Origin of the sequence: Butyrivibrio sp. VCD2006, from assembly GCF_000423925.1 — a bacterium.
Lineage (GTDB): Bacteria > Bacillota > Clostridia > Lachnospirales > Lachnospiraceae > Butyrivibrio.
The window spans coordinates 1-16,218 of sequence record NZ_KE384109.1 but is presented as its reverse complement, the minus strand read 5'-3'; the positions used below and the strand labels follow the sequence as shown (position 1 = coordinate 16,218).

Annotated in this window: 10 protein-coding genes; 4 read left to right on the top strand and 6 right to left on the bottom strand. The window is 44.8% G+C overall.

The features are described 5' to 3' along the window. Positions 1-38: 38 nt before the first annotated feature. Entirely contained in the window at positions 39-608 is a 570-nt protein-coding gene (locus G586_RS0120030) for a TetR/AcrR family transcriptional regulator (RefSeq protein WP_026529127.1), read from the top strand. Positions 609-699: 91 nt separating this feature from the next. Here the strand turns inward: G586_RS0120030 and G586_RS0120025 are convergent, their stop codons facing one another. Both G586_RS0120025 and G586_RS0120015 read right to left on the bottom strand, forming a co-directional pair. Further along, complete coding sequence (locus G586_RS0120025) at positions 700-2,196, bottom strand: condensation domain-containing protein (protein ID WP_255346269.1); 1,497 nt, start codon at positions 2,194-2,196, stop codon at positions 700-702. 1,413 nt (positions 2,197-3,609) lie between these two features. Continuing rightward, complete coding sequence (locus G586_RS0120015) at positions 3,610-3,888, bottom strand: hypothetical protein (RefSeq protein WP_026529125.1); 279 nt, start codon at positions 3,886-3,888, stop codon at positions 3,610-3,612. 109 nt (positions 3,889-3,997) lie between these two features. On the opposite strand from G586_RS0120015, the gene G586_RS0120010 reads away from it, so the two are divergent. Continuing rightward, complete coding sequence (locus G586_RS0120010; protein ID WP_026529124.1) at positions 3,998-5,317, top strand: MFS transporter; 1,320 nt, start codon at positions 3,998-4,000, stop codon at positions 5,315-5,317. Between the two features lie 236 nt (positions 5,318-5,553). After that, positions 5,554-9,492: a glycoside hydrolase family 2 TIM barrel-domain containing protein gene (locus G586_RS24185; protein WP_051204970.1), complete on the top strand. Its 3,939-nt coding sequence runs from the start codon at positions 5,554-5,556 to the stop codon at positions 9,490-9,492. A 200-nt stretch (positions 9,493-9,692) separates the two neighbouring features. Here G586_RS24185 and G586_RS0120000 read toward each other — a convergent pair whose 3' ends face one another. From G586_RS0120000 to G586_RS25415, 4 genes are all read right to left on the bottom strand, one after another. Further along, positions 9,693-10,517: a hypothetical protein gene (locus G586_RS0120000; RefSeq protein WP_026529123.1), complete on the bottom strand. Its 825-nt coding sequence runs from the start codon at positions 10,515-10,517 to the stop codon at positions 9,693-9,695. Next, on the bottom strand, positions 10,511-11,209 hold the full coding sequence (locus tag G586_RS0119995; RefSeq protein WP_026529122.1) for an ABC transporter ATP-binding protein: 699 nt from the start codon (positions 11,207-11,209) through the stop codon (positions 10,511-10,513). The genes G586_RS0120000 and G586_RS0119995 overlap by 7 nt, the downstream gene beginning before the upstream one ends. 4 nt (positions 11,210-11,213) lie before the next feature. Then, positions 11,214-11,576: a GntR family transcriptional regulator gene (locus G586_RS0119990; RefSeq protein ID WP_026529121.1), complete on the bottom strand. Its 363-nt coding sequence runs from the start codon at positions 11,574-11,576 to the stop codon at positions 11,214-11,216. Positions 11,577-11,774: 198 nt separating this feature from the next. Next, positions 11,775-15,707, bottom strand: a complete 3,933-nt coding sequence (locus G586_RS25415) for an Ig-like domain-containing protein (RefSeq protein ID WP_081674497.1) — start codon at positions 15,705-15,707, stop codon at positions 11,775-11,777. 288 nt (positions 15,708-15,995) lie between these two features. Between G586_RS25415 and G586_RS24175 the strand changes: the two genes are divergently transcribed. Beyond that, positions 15,996-16,218, top strand: a 223-nt coding sequence (locus tag G586_RS24175) for a transposase zinc-binding domain-containing protein (RefSeq protein WP_196811660.1), incomplete at its 3' end; no start/stop codon positions are given.

Below are 16,218 nucleotides of genomic sequence, written 5' to 3'. Positions count from 1 at the left end.
TCGCAATTACATTCAAAAATACACGAACGGAGATATGCATGAACGAACTCGATGAGCGCTACAGCACCGCGGAAGATGCCATAATTGATTCATTTTTCCTGCTGATAAAAGAGAAGGACCTGAGTAAAATAACAGTGTCAGACGTAATACAGAGAGCCGGTGTGGTCCGGAGCACCTTTTATAATCACTATGAAAACATCCCGGCGCTTGTAGATGCCGCTGAAGATAAGACTCTTGACGATATTTTCGGGATGATGGAGAGCTTCCATCCAAAGAATGACCATGATATGTGCAAGTCATATTTCCTTGCGATCTGCAATTACACTGAGAAAAATCCGTTTCTTGCCAATCTCCTGGAGAGCGCCAGAGGTGATAACTTTTTCGAGAAGGCTATGCGAATGTTCCATCGTTATGTAACAAGTGTTACCGATGAAACCCAGTCTACAAGCGCGTCCAAGGAGGAGTTTTCATATCTGATTGCCGGTGCGATCGGAAGTATCATCGGTGTCCTGCATAAATGGACAGCGGAGGACTTCGCATCCCCCGCTGAGAATATTGCTAATATTATGACTAAGATGTTTCTTGGTGGCGTGATGCCGTATCTGTAAGGTGTCAGGCTGATTATACCTGTAGTGAGCTCGGTGGATTAGCTATCTTTTGCTCGCCACGATGCTCTGGGAATTCAGTGTTTTAGCTCGATTACACTGCCTCCATAATCTCGCCGACAGACATATCCGGATGTTCAACTCCCCGGAACAATATGCGCATCAGATAGTAGTTTAAGAGCTCCACGTCTTTTTCCGTGAGGTCGGCTGTCTGGTAGTGATAGGAAAAGTTCAGACCTCCATCCTGCGTGTGTGAGACTGTGAGGTACATTTTCTTTGTCGCTGCGCCGTTTGCAAACCACTTGGTATGTATGGGAATGTCCTTTAAAAGCGGGTTTTCAAGCTTCACGGGCATGGGCTGATAGGTTAGGTAGCAGCTTTCATAAGTTGTGTGCGCCGGCGTTTTGTAGCGCTTCCTGATTTCTTCGCGGATAAGCTCAGGGTCATAGGTGCTGTGCATGTAGACCTTGTTCTGCATGGTCTGGACCTCATAAGCCGCATCCAGAAACCGGGTATTTCCTGAGATTACTGTTCTGCAGGGGAACATGATAGTTCTGCTTCCGCCGGACATCCAGTCGTTTCTTGAAGTTCTTCTTGCAATGAAGTTCTCTATGGTTATATCTTCCTGGCCGCCGTTTTGCTTGGACAAATAAGTTCTAAGGCCTAGTAGTAAAAGGTTTGTTATTGTCAGATTATTGTGCAGGCAGAAGTCAAAAAGCTCATTTGTGGGCGCTGCATCAAGCTTGTAGTCCTTCACCGCAACAAATAGCTGCTCTCTTTCAATATCAGCCGCCCTTAAACCAGGATTTTTGTGTTTCTTTCTCGCTTTTTCAAGAACTGCAGATCCCTGAATGTCCGAATACAGCGGCTCTCCCCAGTTGTCCAGCATTTCTTCCCAAAATTCTTTCGCTCTTTTTACGCGTTTCTCATTTGATGCTTTTTTCAGATCCTGCTTAAGAATTTCCTCGTAGTCAACCAGGTCTGCCGGGAAATCCGTTCCGAATTTGTAGTGCGTGTAGAGCGCCATTGTGTCATTTATCATCACGAAAACTCCGCAGGAATCTATCAATCTGTGATCCATATGAATAAAGAAGCCATTAAATCCTTCAGGGAGCTTCATCATGAAAACTTCACACATCGGGATATCATCGCCATCGAAGGTTTTGTAGGCCCATCCCTGCATCGTGCGGTCAGCTTCTTCCATTGTCATGCCTGAGAGGTCTTTTAAAGGGATATCTCTCTCATCCTTATTTACAAGATACTGCTGTATTCTGCCTTTTTTATCTGCCTTAGTAAACCTGATTCTCATGCAGCCGTATCTTTCCATCTCGAGCTTTAGGCACTTCTCCAGAAGTTCAAAGTCAATGTCGGTCTTGATAGATGCGATCACGCTAAGTCCAGACACCTGCTGAGTTCCGTATTCTTTGATCCATCTGTAATGCATGTTCTGCGCCGCGGTAAGCGGATATGTTTTTGATGTACCGGGTGTTTCAAATGCGGCACCTGCTTTACACTTGTTGGGTGTTTTGCTCCTGCGCGGGCTTATTTTTGATGCATCTATGTTAGTCATAGTCTCGTATGTTTTTGTCATCTTCGTCCCCCTCCTCTGCTTTTCTTATGGGAAAGGTATCACAATAGGACGCCGTATTCCATATGCCTCGGGACTTAATGGACACTTCGGATGAAATTGACCGATATGTTGGAAGAGGTGGGGGGCTTGTTGGGGAGTGCGGCTTGTGATGAACTGGTTACTTGGAAGAGCCTATTTGGTTGGAGATTTGTTGATATTGGGGATTCTATCTTGTGAAGAATAGGTTTCGTGGAGGTGCCTATTTGGTTGGGAATTTGTTGATATTGGGGATTCTATCTTGTGAAAAATAGGTTTCGTGGAGGTGCCTATTTGGTTGGGAATTTGTTGCATCATCGATGGCTTATCTTGTGATGAATTGGTTTCTTATAGCCTGCCTGTTTTGTAATAAGTTTTGTTTCTTGGGGCTGTAGATCTTACTTCTTGTGACTGTAGATCTTGTTTCTTGTGACTGTATATATTGCTGAAAAGCGATTTTTGCAACAAATCCTTTGATATATGCTTGTCTTGTTGTCGTTTCGAATATTTTTGACTTGCTTAAAATTTCTAATGGCAATAAATCAAGTTGTATTTACTTGCTTTGTTGCCATCACAACCTTTGGTTTTTAGCAAGTGTCAACAAATGATTAAATATAGTCTATTCTTGTTGCTGCAAGGTATTCTGGGTGACAACAATAAACATCTACTTATGTCTATTTGTTGCCTGTGCAAATTTTGGACACTTATTAAACAAGAATTTTGACAACAAAATTACCAATGTCCTTCTGATTTATTGCCAGTCATACATTTCTCCCATGTTTCTCCGATGGATTATCTATGATTTTTAGATTTTTTCAAATTTCATAGATGGAAAACCCTCAAGCCATCTATGAAATCAGCCTTTTCCCTTTTTTCATAGATGCAAGTACGTTGGCAATCTATGATTTTCGCACTTTTCCATATTTCATAGATAGAAAAACCCTCTAGGATCTATGAAATCAACCTTTTTTCTGTTTTCATAGATGCAAGCACATAGACAATCTATGATTTTCAGATTTTTCAATATATCATAGATGAAAAGCCCTCATGCCATCTATGAAATCAGCCTTTTTCCTTTTTTCATAGATGTAAGTACATTGGTAATCTATGATTTTCGAGTTTTTCCATTTTTCATAGATGGAAAAACCTCATTCCATCTATGAAATCACCACTTTTTCTCTTTTCATAGATGTATGAACATAGGCAATCTATGATTTTCCAATTTTTCCATTTTTCATAGATGGATAACCCTAATACCATCTATGAAATCAGCCTTTTTCCTTTTTTCATAGATGTAAGTACTTAAAATGAACTCCATCCCAACAAGCTCTACTCCATCACCTTAATACCCTTCATCAAAACAAAGTCCTTATCAACAAGCCCCCTCCTCCCCACTCCTCAATAACCTTCATCAAGACAATCCCATCTCAACAAATCCCTTCCCAACAAATACCTTCCCAGCAAATCCCTTCCCAACAAATACCTTCCCAACAATCCCTTCCCAACAAATACCTTCCCAGCAAATCCCTTCCCAACAAATACCTTCCCAACAAATCCCTTCCCAACAGATCCCCTTCCCAGCAAATCCCTTCCCAGCAAATCCCTTCCCAACAGATCCTCATCCCAGCAAATCCTATCCAGCAGCCCCCTTCTCAACTTATCCCAATTCGCCCTCATACTTCGCCTAAAAGTTAATTCATATAACAACAATTATAATTTCATTTCACAAACCCCAATGAGGTGCTATTATATAAGATGAGGTAAAAGTTATTGGGGGAAATTGTCAATGAAGCTCAATTACAAGAGAACTATCTTAATAGGTTTCGCATTCATGTCTATACTGGCTTTTTGGCAGTTTTACGACAACGAAATCCCTAAAATTCTGACATATCACTTCGGCCTTGGAGAGACCTTCACAGGTACTATCATGGCTTTTGACAATATTCTTGCACTTTTCCTGTTGCCTATGTTCGGAACACTTTCCGACAAAGCCAATACCAGGATTGGTAAGCGCATGCCCTTCATTCTGGTGGGCACAACTCTGGCTGTTATCTTTTTCAATTCCATGATTTATGTTGCACATATCAGCTACAACCTGCAGCTCTTCATATTTTTCCTGCTTATGCTGCTTGTTTCTATGGGCATTTACAGGTCTCCTGCGATTTCACTGATGCCTGAGCTGACCCCTGCGGTTCACAGAAGTCAGGCCAATGCCATCATCAATCTAATGGGAACTCTGGGTGCAGTCTACACACTTATCATGATCAAAGTGCTGCTCAAGTCTGCTGAAAATGAAGCAGAAACCAACTATATCCCACTGATGATCGCTATCGCTTCTTTCATGGTAGTAACCGTCGTTATACTCTTTTTGACTATCAATGAAAAGAAACTCATGACTGAGGTCCGTGAAGGTGTTGAGAACTTTGACGGCGATGACGCCAGAGAGCTTGAGGGTGACACCAAGGAAGAAAAGTATCAGAATGCAGGAAAATTGTCCCGAGACGTTTTCCAAAGCCTTACCCTATTGCTCATCTCGGTATTTTTATGGTTTACGGCTTATAATGCGGTAACAACTGCTTTTTCAAGATATGTCACGGAAGTTTGGGGGCTCAGGAACGGAGCATACGCAGACTGCCTCATGGTTGCGCTGATTTCCGCAGTTATCGCTTACATTCCAATGGGATTTCTTGCCACGAAAATCGGCAGAAAAAAGACCATCCTGATCGGTATCGCACTCATGAGTATCTGCTATCTTTCAGCAGCTCTCATGACACACTACAGCACAATTCTCAACGTATTTTTTGCGCTTATCGGCATTGGCTGGGCAGGCATCAATGTCAACTCCTACCCCATGGTTGTCGGCATGGGCAAAAGCAGCGTTATCGGCAAATACACCGGCCTTTATTACACGTTCTCCATGGCAGCTCAGGTGTTTACCCCCATTTTCTCGGGTTTTTTGCTTGAACACGTGTCCTACAAGACTTTGTTTCCTTACGCTTTCATCTTCTCCTGTCTGTCATTTGTCACCATGTGTTTTGTAAAACACGGCGATGTCAAGCCTGATCCGGGCAGGAACATCTGGGATGACCTTGACATGGATAACTAAACATTATAGAAAATTCACTCTTTAATGAATGGCTAAACATTATAGAAATTTGCTCATAAATGAATGGCTGAACATTATAGAAATTTGCTCTTAAATGAATGGCTGAACAATAGAAATTCATTCTTTACTAGATGCCTAAGCATAAAAAACACACTTGAACGTATGGCTAGTTTATATCAACTGCCCATCACCCTTGGCAGTGGGTTTCCGCCTACGAAACCAAAAGGATTTTTATTATGAAAAAACTTTACAATGAAAACTGGAAATTCCTGAAATTGCCGGCTGGTACTACCTTTGAAGAAGCAAAGAAGCGCCTCGGCAATTTTGAATCTGTTTCTATTCCGCACGACTTTTTAATCGAAGACGCTCACAATCTCTACGCTGACGCTACCGGTTGGTATCTGAACCACTTTGAGGCAGTAGAGGGAAGGCGTCTGTTTTTCGTTTTTGACGGAATCTATATGGATAGCATTGTCTATATCAATGGGAAAATTGCAGGCGAATGGAAAAGCGGCTACACGCAGTTTGTCCTTGAAGTTACTGACTTTGTGAAGCCCGGAACCAATGAGATCATGGTTGCTGCAAGATGCAGATTCCCCAGCGCGAGGTGGTACACCGGCGGCGGAATCTACCGTAATGTATGGCTTTGCGACTACGGCTGCACCTACATCCCGGAGAATGGGATCTATGTCCATTCGAAGAAAGTGGATGAGGGATACCTGCTGGAGGTGGAGACCGAGGTTATATGCGGGAAAATCGCAGACTCATGTATGAGCAATCTGCCCCAAAAAGATTCAACTATTGCAGATGAATGTGTTCCCGAAAATGATCACAGAAGTCAAGCTAAGGAAGTTAGCGAGAAGCACGCTTTCACATTGCGCTATGCAATTACTGACGCAAATGGTGATGAAATCAAGCTTATTCCCTATGACAAGGCTGATGAAGGGCAGAGTTCCTGCTCTGAATGGGAACATTTCTCAAACTACGAATCAGCTCGTTCTCTTGACTGCAAATCAAAAGCATCTACTGATATTCAGGATAATTCATGCATTACCTCGTCATCCTATACGCAAGAAGAAGCGAAACATGTAGTCTCTGCCAGCTTCCTTGTAAAGAATCCGACGGAGTGGGATGTGTCCTCTCCTACCCTATATAATCTGCAGGTTATGCTGTGCGGATCAGCTGCAGATGCGCGTTCCGGGGAAAGACTACCCAGCGCAGAGATTGTTTCCCGTGTTGTCAATACATCATCACATCATGATGTATCCCGCGAGGAAGATAATGCATCTGAAGTTACCAAGACAGAAAAATCAGCATCACACAAACTTCAGAAAGAGACTTCATCCTCCGGTACTCTCAAGATAAAAAGCACATCTTCAAGCGTTCTTCAGGAAGAAACCCTGAAAATTGGCTTCCGCGATCTGCGCTTTGATGCGAATAAGGGCTTTTTCATAAATGGCAGGCATACCAAAATAAATGGTGTCTGCATTCATCATGATTTGGGAGCGCTGGGCGTTGCATTTAGCCGATGCGCTATGAAGAGGCGCCTTGTTCAGCTTAAGAAAATGGGTGTAAACGCCATCCGTCTTTCTCACAATGTCTACGATCCCGCTGTTTTAGAACTCGCTGATAAGATGGGCTTTCTTGTGGATTCTGAAGCTTTGGATATGTGGGAGCGTCCCAAGACAGAATTTGATTTTTCACACTTTTTCACAGATTGGTATGAAAAAGAAGTTGCAAGCTGGGTTCGACGTGACAGAAACCACCCCAGTGTCTTTATGTGGAGTATTGGCAATGAGATCTACGATACTCACGCGGACGAGCGTGGGCTTGAGCTCACGAAAATCCTTCGCGATGAGGTTAAAAAGCACGACCCAAAGGGCAATGGGCTTGTAACCTCGGCTTCCAATTTTATGCCCTGGGAAAATGCGCAGAAGTGCGCGGATGAGCTGGAGCTTGTGGGCTACAATTACGCTGAGCGCTGCTATAAAGAACACCACGAATCACATCCCGACTGGATTATTTATGGAAGCGAAACCTACTCCATCGTTCAGAGCCGCGGAATCTACCACTTCCCGCTTTCTGAAACAGTGCTCTCCGACTCCGACCTTCAGTGCTCATCTCTTGGAAACAGCCAGACAAGCTGGGGCGCCGAGAGTATTGAAGCCTGCATCTGCGATGACAGAGACATGGAGTTTTCTCTGGGACAATTCATCTGGACTGGCTACGACTACATCGGCGAGCCAACGCCTTACCAGACCAAGAATTCATACTTTGGCCTTATCGACACGGCCGGCTTTTTCAAGGACGCCTACTATGTTTTCAAATCCGCGTGGGTCAGCTGCGAGGACGATCCTTTTGTGCACATCTTCCCTTATTGGGACTTCAATGAGGGGCAGACAGTGGATGTGCGCGTATCCAGTAATCTTCCGGTTGTCGAACTGTTCCTTAACGGCAGAAGCCTTGGCAAGCAGGAACTCACCCACGCCCCCGGAAGCGGACACCACATAATCGCAGATTACAGCGCAGTTTATGAAAAAGGCGAGCTTCACGCTGTGGGATATGATAAAAATGGAACCGTTATTGCAGAAGATTTTAAACGTTCTTTCGGTGATGTCTGCGGATTGAAGGTCGATTTGTTTGATGGAAACGACATGTTAATCGAGGGCTCGGATTCCAAAAAAAATGATCCGGTTGATGATAACAGCGACATGATTGAAAGCTCCTATTCTGAGAAAATCGGTTCCTTTGATAACAACCTTATCTTTGCCGAAATCAGCGCGATCGATGCGGATGGTAATCCCGTCGAAAACGCCAACAATTACGTAAAGGTATCCGTAACAGACGGAACGCTCGTAGGCTTTGATAACGGCGATAGTACGGACTATGACAGTTATAAAGCGGATACAAGAAGGCTCTTTTCGGGAAAAGCTCTCGCTATCGTAAAGCGCGCTTCAGCAGACGTTATGCCCACAATTACCGCTACTCTTGTACCGGGACGCGAAATAAGGGCAATTCGCCTGCATGCAGATAAGGAAAATACTGGAACTTCTAAACACAGCGATGCCGCTGACAGTCATGATATTTCTGATAGCAACGGCACCACCATTATAAATGAGAATATAACCGCAGCCACCCCCGCTACTACCACCTTAACCCCGGACAGGAAGACTATCACCGTATCAGCTGAGGTTTTTCCTGCAGGTGCTGACACAAGCGACCTGAGATTCCGCGTCCTTAACAGAAAGGGCGTCGACACGAACATTGCAAAGGTGACACAGGACGGCAATTTGGCGCACATAGAGGCTCTTGGTGATGGTGAATTCCGCCTCAGAGCCGAGGCTAATAACGGTGCCGCGGAGGTTAAGGTCATTTCCGAGCTTGGCTTCACCATAGATGGCCTGGGTGCTGCTTTTCTTGATCCTTTCGGCTACACATCGGCTAGCCTGTACTCGTCCACTAAGGGCGAGATTGCCGCGGGAAACGAGCAGGGAATCGCTACTGCCCGCGAGGCGGAGGCTGTAATCACCTATGACGGCATTGATTTTGGCAGAGACGGCTCGGATGAAATCACAGTTGATATCTTTGCATTAACAGATGAATCCTGTATTTTCGAGATTTGGAAGGGAATTCCCGGCGAAGAAGGCTCCGTTCTGTTATCAGAGAGGCCTTACCATAAAAAGATGATCTGGAGCGTGTATCAGCCCGATACATGGAAGCTGTCCGAGAGACTCACAGGGCTTTGCACCATAAGCTTCAGAGTTTACGACAAGATGCATATTAAGGGATTTTTATTTAAAAAGCAGGAAAGAGCCTGGTTCGAGATTCCGGCTGTAAGCGCAGATTCAATTTACGGAGATGCTTTCACAAAGGAGGCTGATGCGGTTTGCGGAATCGGTAACAACGTCACTCTATCCTTTGGCGAGGTGGTCTTTGGCTCCTCTCCCACTGCTGTGGTTATAGATGGACGCGCGAACAAGGCAGCAAATACACTGCATATGATTTTCAAGGATCCCGCAACAGGTGCGGAGGAGAAGGAAATTCTGGAATTTTCGGAAAGCACAGACTACACCACAAAGGAATTCCCTATCTCCCAAAGAACCGGAGCATGGGATGTTTCCTTCGTATTCCTGCCGGGAAGCAACTTTGATTTCAGGAGCTTTAAATTCATCTGATATGGGTTTCGAAAGTCACAAATGCGTACTTAAAATCAAATAAACTCATATAAAAATGAGCTAAAAGTCTTTGCATAACCTTTATTTCTTAAGTTTTGCAAAGACTTTTTTCATTTCCAAATATCTTTCCCATTTTGGTAAGCGGATAATTTCAACATTTTCTTTTCATATAAGTTAAATTAGCCTGTGCATTGTTAATCTTAATCCAGATTCAGTTTTCTATCAGTTATCAAAACACAGCCTACATACATTCCCACGGACACCAATATGCTGATTACCAGGCTTACGATGGTGCTGTGTGAAAAATATCTGCCGGGATCGTCTGCTACTTCATTAAAGAGCATTCCAAATGATCCGGTGATAAGGTTTACAAAAAAGGTGATGATTCCCAGTGCAAAGCGGCAACCAAAGAAGGAAACTACAGAGCCGAGAACCTTGTGCTTTTGCCAGAGCTGACCAATGCTGATAGCAAAGAAGAACATCATCAGATTCAGTACTATCTGCATAAATACGCTGAGGAAATAACGGATGATTCCGAAAAATCCGTAGAATCCAAGCGCCTGCTCAAAGACATCGCAGAATTCGTAGAAATCCTGCAAACCATATGCGTGATGAAGAGATCCATATAAGAAGAAGCTTCCGATCAAAAATGAAACACTTGCTGAAAGGCAAATAGTCATTATTATCTGCCAGAACAGTGCAACGATCATTTTTGCTGAAAGAATCTCAATTGTGCTTGCAGGAAGAGTAAAAGTAAGGTATCCCTCTGCGGTATAAAGGCTTCGATAATAGTGAACCACGTTAAGTATTGTGGTTAGAACTGCCGCTGATACCATTACAAATACATATCCTGCCAGACATAGAATAAGCAAAATCCCCAGTGCCGGAGGGATATCGTCTATACCTCCTGCTACGTTATAACCTACTATGCCGGCAATGACGCCAATCACCAGTGTTATTAAATCTATTGCCAAAAAATATCTCCAGGTAGCCCTGAATTCATGCTTCATAATTTTTCCTAACATCTGTATACCTCCCTGAACAAAGCATCTACTGATTTGCCTTCTCTGCTTCGGATCTCATCCACTGATGCATGAAGTGCAATATTTCCATACTGTAAGAAAATCACGTCGTCAAGCACACTCTCTACATCCGAAATCAGATGAGTGGAAATCAAAATCGTAGCACTCGGATCATAGTTGGATATTATAGTGTTCAGGATGAAGTCTCTTGCAGCAGGATCCACACCTGCGATGGGCTCATCCAGAATATAAAGCTTAGCGCGGCGGCTCATTACCAGTATAAGCTGAACCTTTTCCTTATTACCCTTTGAAAGTGTCTTCAATTTCGCATTAGGATCGATTCTAAGGATATTCAGCATGTTATAAGCACGCATAAGATCAAAATCTTTGTAAAAATCCACAAACAGCGCGAAAATATCACGTATTGTCATGTTGCCGTTAAGATAAGTCTGGTCAGGAAGATAGGAAATGACGCTTTTGGTCTCAACTCCTATGTTATGTCCGTCCACCTGTACAAATCCGGCTGTGGGACGCAAAAGTCCGCACAGAATCTTAATAAGTGTAGTTTTTCCGCTGCCGTTTGGCCCCAGTAATCCTACAATGTGTCCGCTTTCCAGCTCCAGGTTTATATTATTCAGAGCGGTCAGGGAATCGTAGTTTTTCGTTAACCCCTTAATATCAACTAGTTTATTCATACCATTACTCCTTCATGTTTTCTTTCACAAGCACCTGAATCTCATCATTGCTGAGTCCAAGTCTCTTCATGGCTTCCAGGAATACCTCAATCTGAGCTGTCGCCAACTGTCTCTTCAAATCATTGATCATGCCTATATCCTCCGTAATAAAACGACCGCTGGTGCGCTCTGAATGCATGTATCCATCCCGCTCAAGTTCGCTTAGTGCACGCTGCATCGTGTTGGGATTAACTGCCGCCTCTGCAGCGAGATCACGAACACTGGGCAACCTCTGTCCCGGTTGAAAAACACCTGAAACAATATCATATTGAAGATGCTCAACAATCTGTATGAAAATTGGGCGATCTGAGTCAAGATTCCATGGCATAGCATCTGCTCCTTTCATGTATTATTGTATTAGCTATATAGTACAATAATACAACCCGATATCTATGTCAAGCATATAAAAACGAATTTTGAAAAATTTTTTCATTGATATAAAATGATGTCAGGGAGCCGCTTATTTGCAGCTCCCTGACATCATTTTATTTAAACAATTTTCATTTATAAGTAAAAATTCGTAGCCTTAATCGGTTACAGTTACCGCAACTTTCTTTGCAAGACCGTTCTGTGCGTATACGTATACTTCACAGGTTCCGGCGCTCACGCCCTTGATGTTGCCGTCCTGATCAACGGTGGCGATGCCGGGGATCGTGGATCTGTAACGGAATGCCTTTGCATGGTCCTCAGAAGTCCTCTTCTTGCTCTTGTCCTCAAGCTTGATGGTTGCTTTAATCTTCTTGCTTCCACCCTTTGCAATGGATACGCTTGTATCTGAAAGCTTGATGGATTTTGCATTGGTGTACTTCTTGTGGTCCTTACCTGCAAAATGAGCGCTTATACTCTTTCCTATCTTGTTACCGTTACTGTCGTATGCAGCAAGGTACACCTTTAGGTTCTTCTTAAGGTTAAGCTTCTTACCCTTGAGCTTCTTTATCGTTACTGAATTACCGGAGGTAGATTTTACTGCCTTTGACGGATATTCATTACCGCAATAGGTCAGGAAAACATCGACCTTCTTAACTCCTTCAACCTTATCCCAGCTTATCACGAGCTTTCCGTTCGCCTGTTTTATCTTGATGGATGTGTTGAAGCCTTCGGCCTTAAGTACTTCGTCTGCATAAACAATGGCATAGGTTGAAAACTCTGTCAGTGTTACAGGAATCTTAAATGTAGTAGATTTTCCAAGTACCTTAGGAATATTGTTATGAATGCTCATCAGATAGAACATTCTCTTAACTCCTGCGGGTGCCCTGAGCTTCTCAGGTACGGTAATCTCAGCTTTAATGCTGTTGCCTGAAAGATCAGTAACTTTTCTTGGTGATCTGTTTCCTACCTTTAGGATCATGGAAAGATCAAGGTACATTCCGACCTGAGCATTAGGTGCGGCTGCCACTGCTGCGCCCTCCATAATCTGTTTGTCAGATGCACTTACTGACTGGTCAATGTTTGTTACCTCAAGTGACATTACAGCATTTTCACCATTGTTTATGGCTGCTTGTTCTTCTTCTGTTGCAACATTGCCTACAAGCTCCTTGGTGAGACCATCTACAGTCATCGCAGGAGTATCTTCCTTCTCCTCAACCTTTACATCAATCTTGGTTTCAGTTACGGCATAGGTGTAGGTATAGGTTACATCTTCTGTAATTGCAGTTTCTGCGCTTGGTACAACGTCCCAGCTTCCTTCTTTGTAACCATCGGCTGGCTTTGAACCTACTGTCGGGATTTTATCTGCAGAAAGCTTAAGTGCTTCGCTTGCAACTCCTGAAAGTTGTACAGTTCTATCTGCTGCTGTTCCGTCATTCCAGGAACCGTTTACTACCTTAAATGTTACTGTATGGCTGACTGTATCGACGGTTTCTTCTTTTGCATAAGTGTAGGTATAGGTTACATCTTCTGTGATTGCAGTTTCTGCGCTTGGTACAACGTCCCAGCTTCCTTCTTTGTAACCAGCGGCAGGCTTTGAACCTACTGTCGGGATTTTATCTGCAGAAAGCTTAAGTGCTTCGCTTGCAACTCCTGAAAGCTGTACAGTTCTATCTGCTGCTGTTCCGTCATTCCATGAGCCATTTACTACCTTAAAGGTTACTGTATAACTGATTTCATCATCAGCCAATATTTTCCAGTCTGCTGTTGCTGAATTGGTGTAATTTCCTTTTCCGTTAACTTTTACTGTGTACTCTCCGGCATCAGTTGCCTTGGTTGTCCCTTCGACTTCGTAATCAGTACCTGCGACAAGAGCAGTATCTCCAATCTTTACACCGGTTACTGAAACTGTTTGCTCAGAGCCTGTGTATTCCAGTGTCTCCTTATCAAGTGTTACTGTTGCATCTGCTATCGATTTTTTCTCGATGGTCACAGTAACAACAACAGGAACCGAATCAGAATGATTGGAATCACCTTTAGCCATGTACCATACATAATAGGTTCCCGCGTCGGTTTTTGCGGGGATGGATGTGGTATAAAGGTTATCGGCAGGGGCTGTAGTTGAGTTCTCGCCGAGAGCGTAGTACATCGTGTCGCCCATCGGTTCGCCGGTAACAGTCACAAGCGACTTCTCCGTGCCATCGTAGGTGCGGTTGTTCGCGGTGACGGTTGCCGCTACTGCGTTTGCCTTGTTGATGGTTACGGTCACTTCCTTGGTGGCCTGTGCGTAAGTATCGGTCTCGGAGGCGGTGACGGTGATGACCGCACTGCCCGCTTTCACGATGGTCAACGCGCCTGTGGTTTCATTCACGGTCACAGCGTCGCCGCTCTTGACCGCATAGCTCAATGTTCCATCGCCTGAGGTGCTGGCCTCGATGCTCTTGCCAGTGTCACCGTAGGCAGCGGTCACGTTTTCAGCAGTAATCGTCTGTGTCTGCTTGGCGCTGACCGTCACTTTCGCGCTGCCGGTATAGGTGGTATAGTTGTCCGCCGTCACCTGATAGTAGACGGCCTTTTCCCCAACTTCGGTCTGGGTCGGGCTGGCATCGAGGGTGTAGCTGCCTGCCTCTGTACCGTACTTGATCGTATAGCCCGTCGCAGGGTCGGTCACATTCACGGTGATGCCGTGGGGCTGTCCGTCAACAGTCACATTGACGTCCTCTGCGCTGACGGTCATGGCCTTGGTGTTCACCGTCACGTTCACATCCTTGGTGGCCTGTGTGTAAGTATCGGTCTCCGCTGCGGTGACAGTGATGACCGCGCTACCTGCCTTTACGATGGTGAGGTTGCCGGAGGCATCCACAGTCACGGCATCGCCACTCTTGACTGCGTAGCTCAGCCCGCCGTCGCCAGTGGTGCTGGCCTCGATCTTTTTGCCCGTGTCGCCGTAGGTGGCGGTAACGTCGGATGCTGTGATGGTCTGCGTGTCTTTACTTGCATATACTGTATAACTCACGTTGGCGGTGGCTGTGCCGACTGTCACGCTGGCGGTGTATTCTCCCGCCTCGGTGGGCGTACCGGTGAACTCCGCACCGTCCTTGGTATATGTAATGGCGTAGGTGCCGGGGAAGGCCGTGGTGTTGTAGCCCGTGCTTAATGTTGCAGGGAACGTCTTCGTGCCGTCCGTCGTCAAGTCGCCAGTGGGTGCGCTGATGGTGAGGGTCAGCCCCTCTGTGATGTCGCAGATGCCCGTTCCGCCGCAGGTCGCCGTGATGGTCGCACCGCTGGCGGAGTAGGTGAAGCTGTGGTTATGTGCTGCGGTATATGCATTTGAACTTGACGTCTGAGCTCCGCCAAATACAGTGCCGGCATTTTCCGAAGTCAGGGCCACGCTGGATGCCTCTGCGTTATAGGTATAGTCTCTGCCTTGTTCCAACCTTTCGCCATTCATCTGCCAGAACATATCCTCATTACCATGTTGAACCATTTCATCATATTCCCTCTGCATGAAGGACTCAGTAAACACATAGCCGGCAGGTATATAAACAGTAGAGTTTGCGGGGTAAGCAAACGAGTTGTTACTGTTGTTCCACTGACCCAGATAAGACATGGTGCCGTTATATACAATTAATTCATTTGTGTTAACTGTAATGTTTAGTTGGCGATCATATGCAAAAAACGATTCTGAACCGGCTATAGTAACCTTCGGCGCATTGATTGTAATGGAAACGGGGTCTCCTCCAGAAGAAGAATACCAAATTGCACTACCTGCGATCGTGAGATCAGCAGTGCTGTTTATAATAATCTCTGTAGCATTGTTGGCCCAATAAATTGAATCTTGGGCCAGCCCGCTAACCTGACAGTTTTCATCAAAAACGATGCTTTTGATGTTGCCATTATCATTAATAAAATATTCAGGCAGCGCACCACTACCGGTGACTGTCATCTTGCCATCGTCATCAAGTGTCCAATTGAAACCGCCGTTGCTGCCGGAAGAAGCCGCATACGCTGTCAAACTCATCCCCTGCATCAGCCCCAGCATCAGCGCGAGGCTTAGCAAGATTCCTAATAACCTTTTCGTCTTCAATTTCATAAGCTTTCTCCTTTATATCTTATTTGCTGCTGTTCAGGCCGCAACATTACCTTTATGCACACAAGAAAGAATGCCGCTTGCGGCATTCTCGCGCCGAGCGCGGTTGCATTTATGCAACATATTCCTATCGCGTGAGTGCGCATCCTCGCGGAGCGTTTTTTATCTTATAGGAATTCCGGAGGAATTTCCTATAAGATAAAAAAGTGCCTGCGGCACCTCAACTCCCCTGCCCCTCACTCATGAGGGGTTGGGGTTGTTTTTTGCCTTAAATTCTTCATAATGATATCTATGAAACGTAATACACTACAGGAATTGTTCCGAGATCACTATGAAGAAATTCAATATACGCTCCATCCCAGAAAGACTGAGATGGAAAACATTGATAAAATGATCAATTGTGGCGATCCGTCTTATGGCGGTGCCATGTATGGTTGTGCTGAATGTGGTACTCTCAAGTTCATTCCCTTCCGTTGTCATTCGAGGTTCTGTCCTACTTGTGGCGCTTTATATT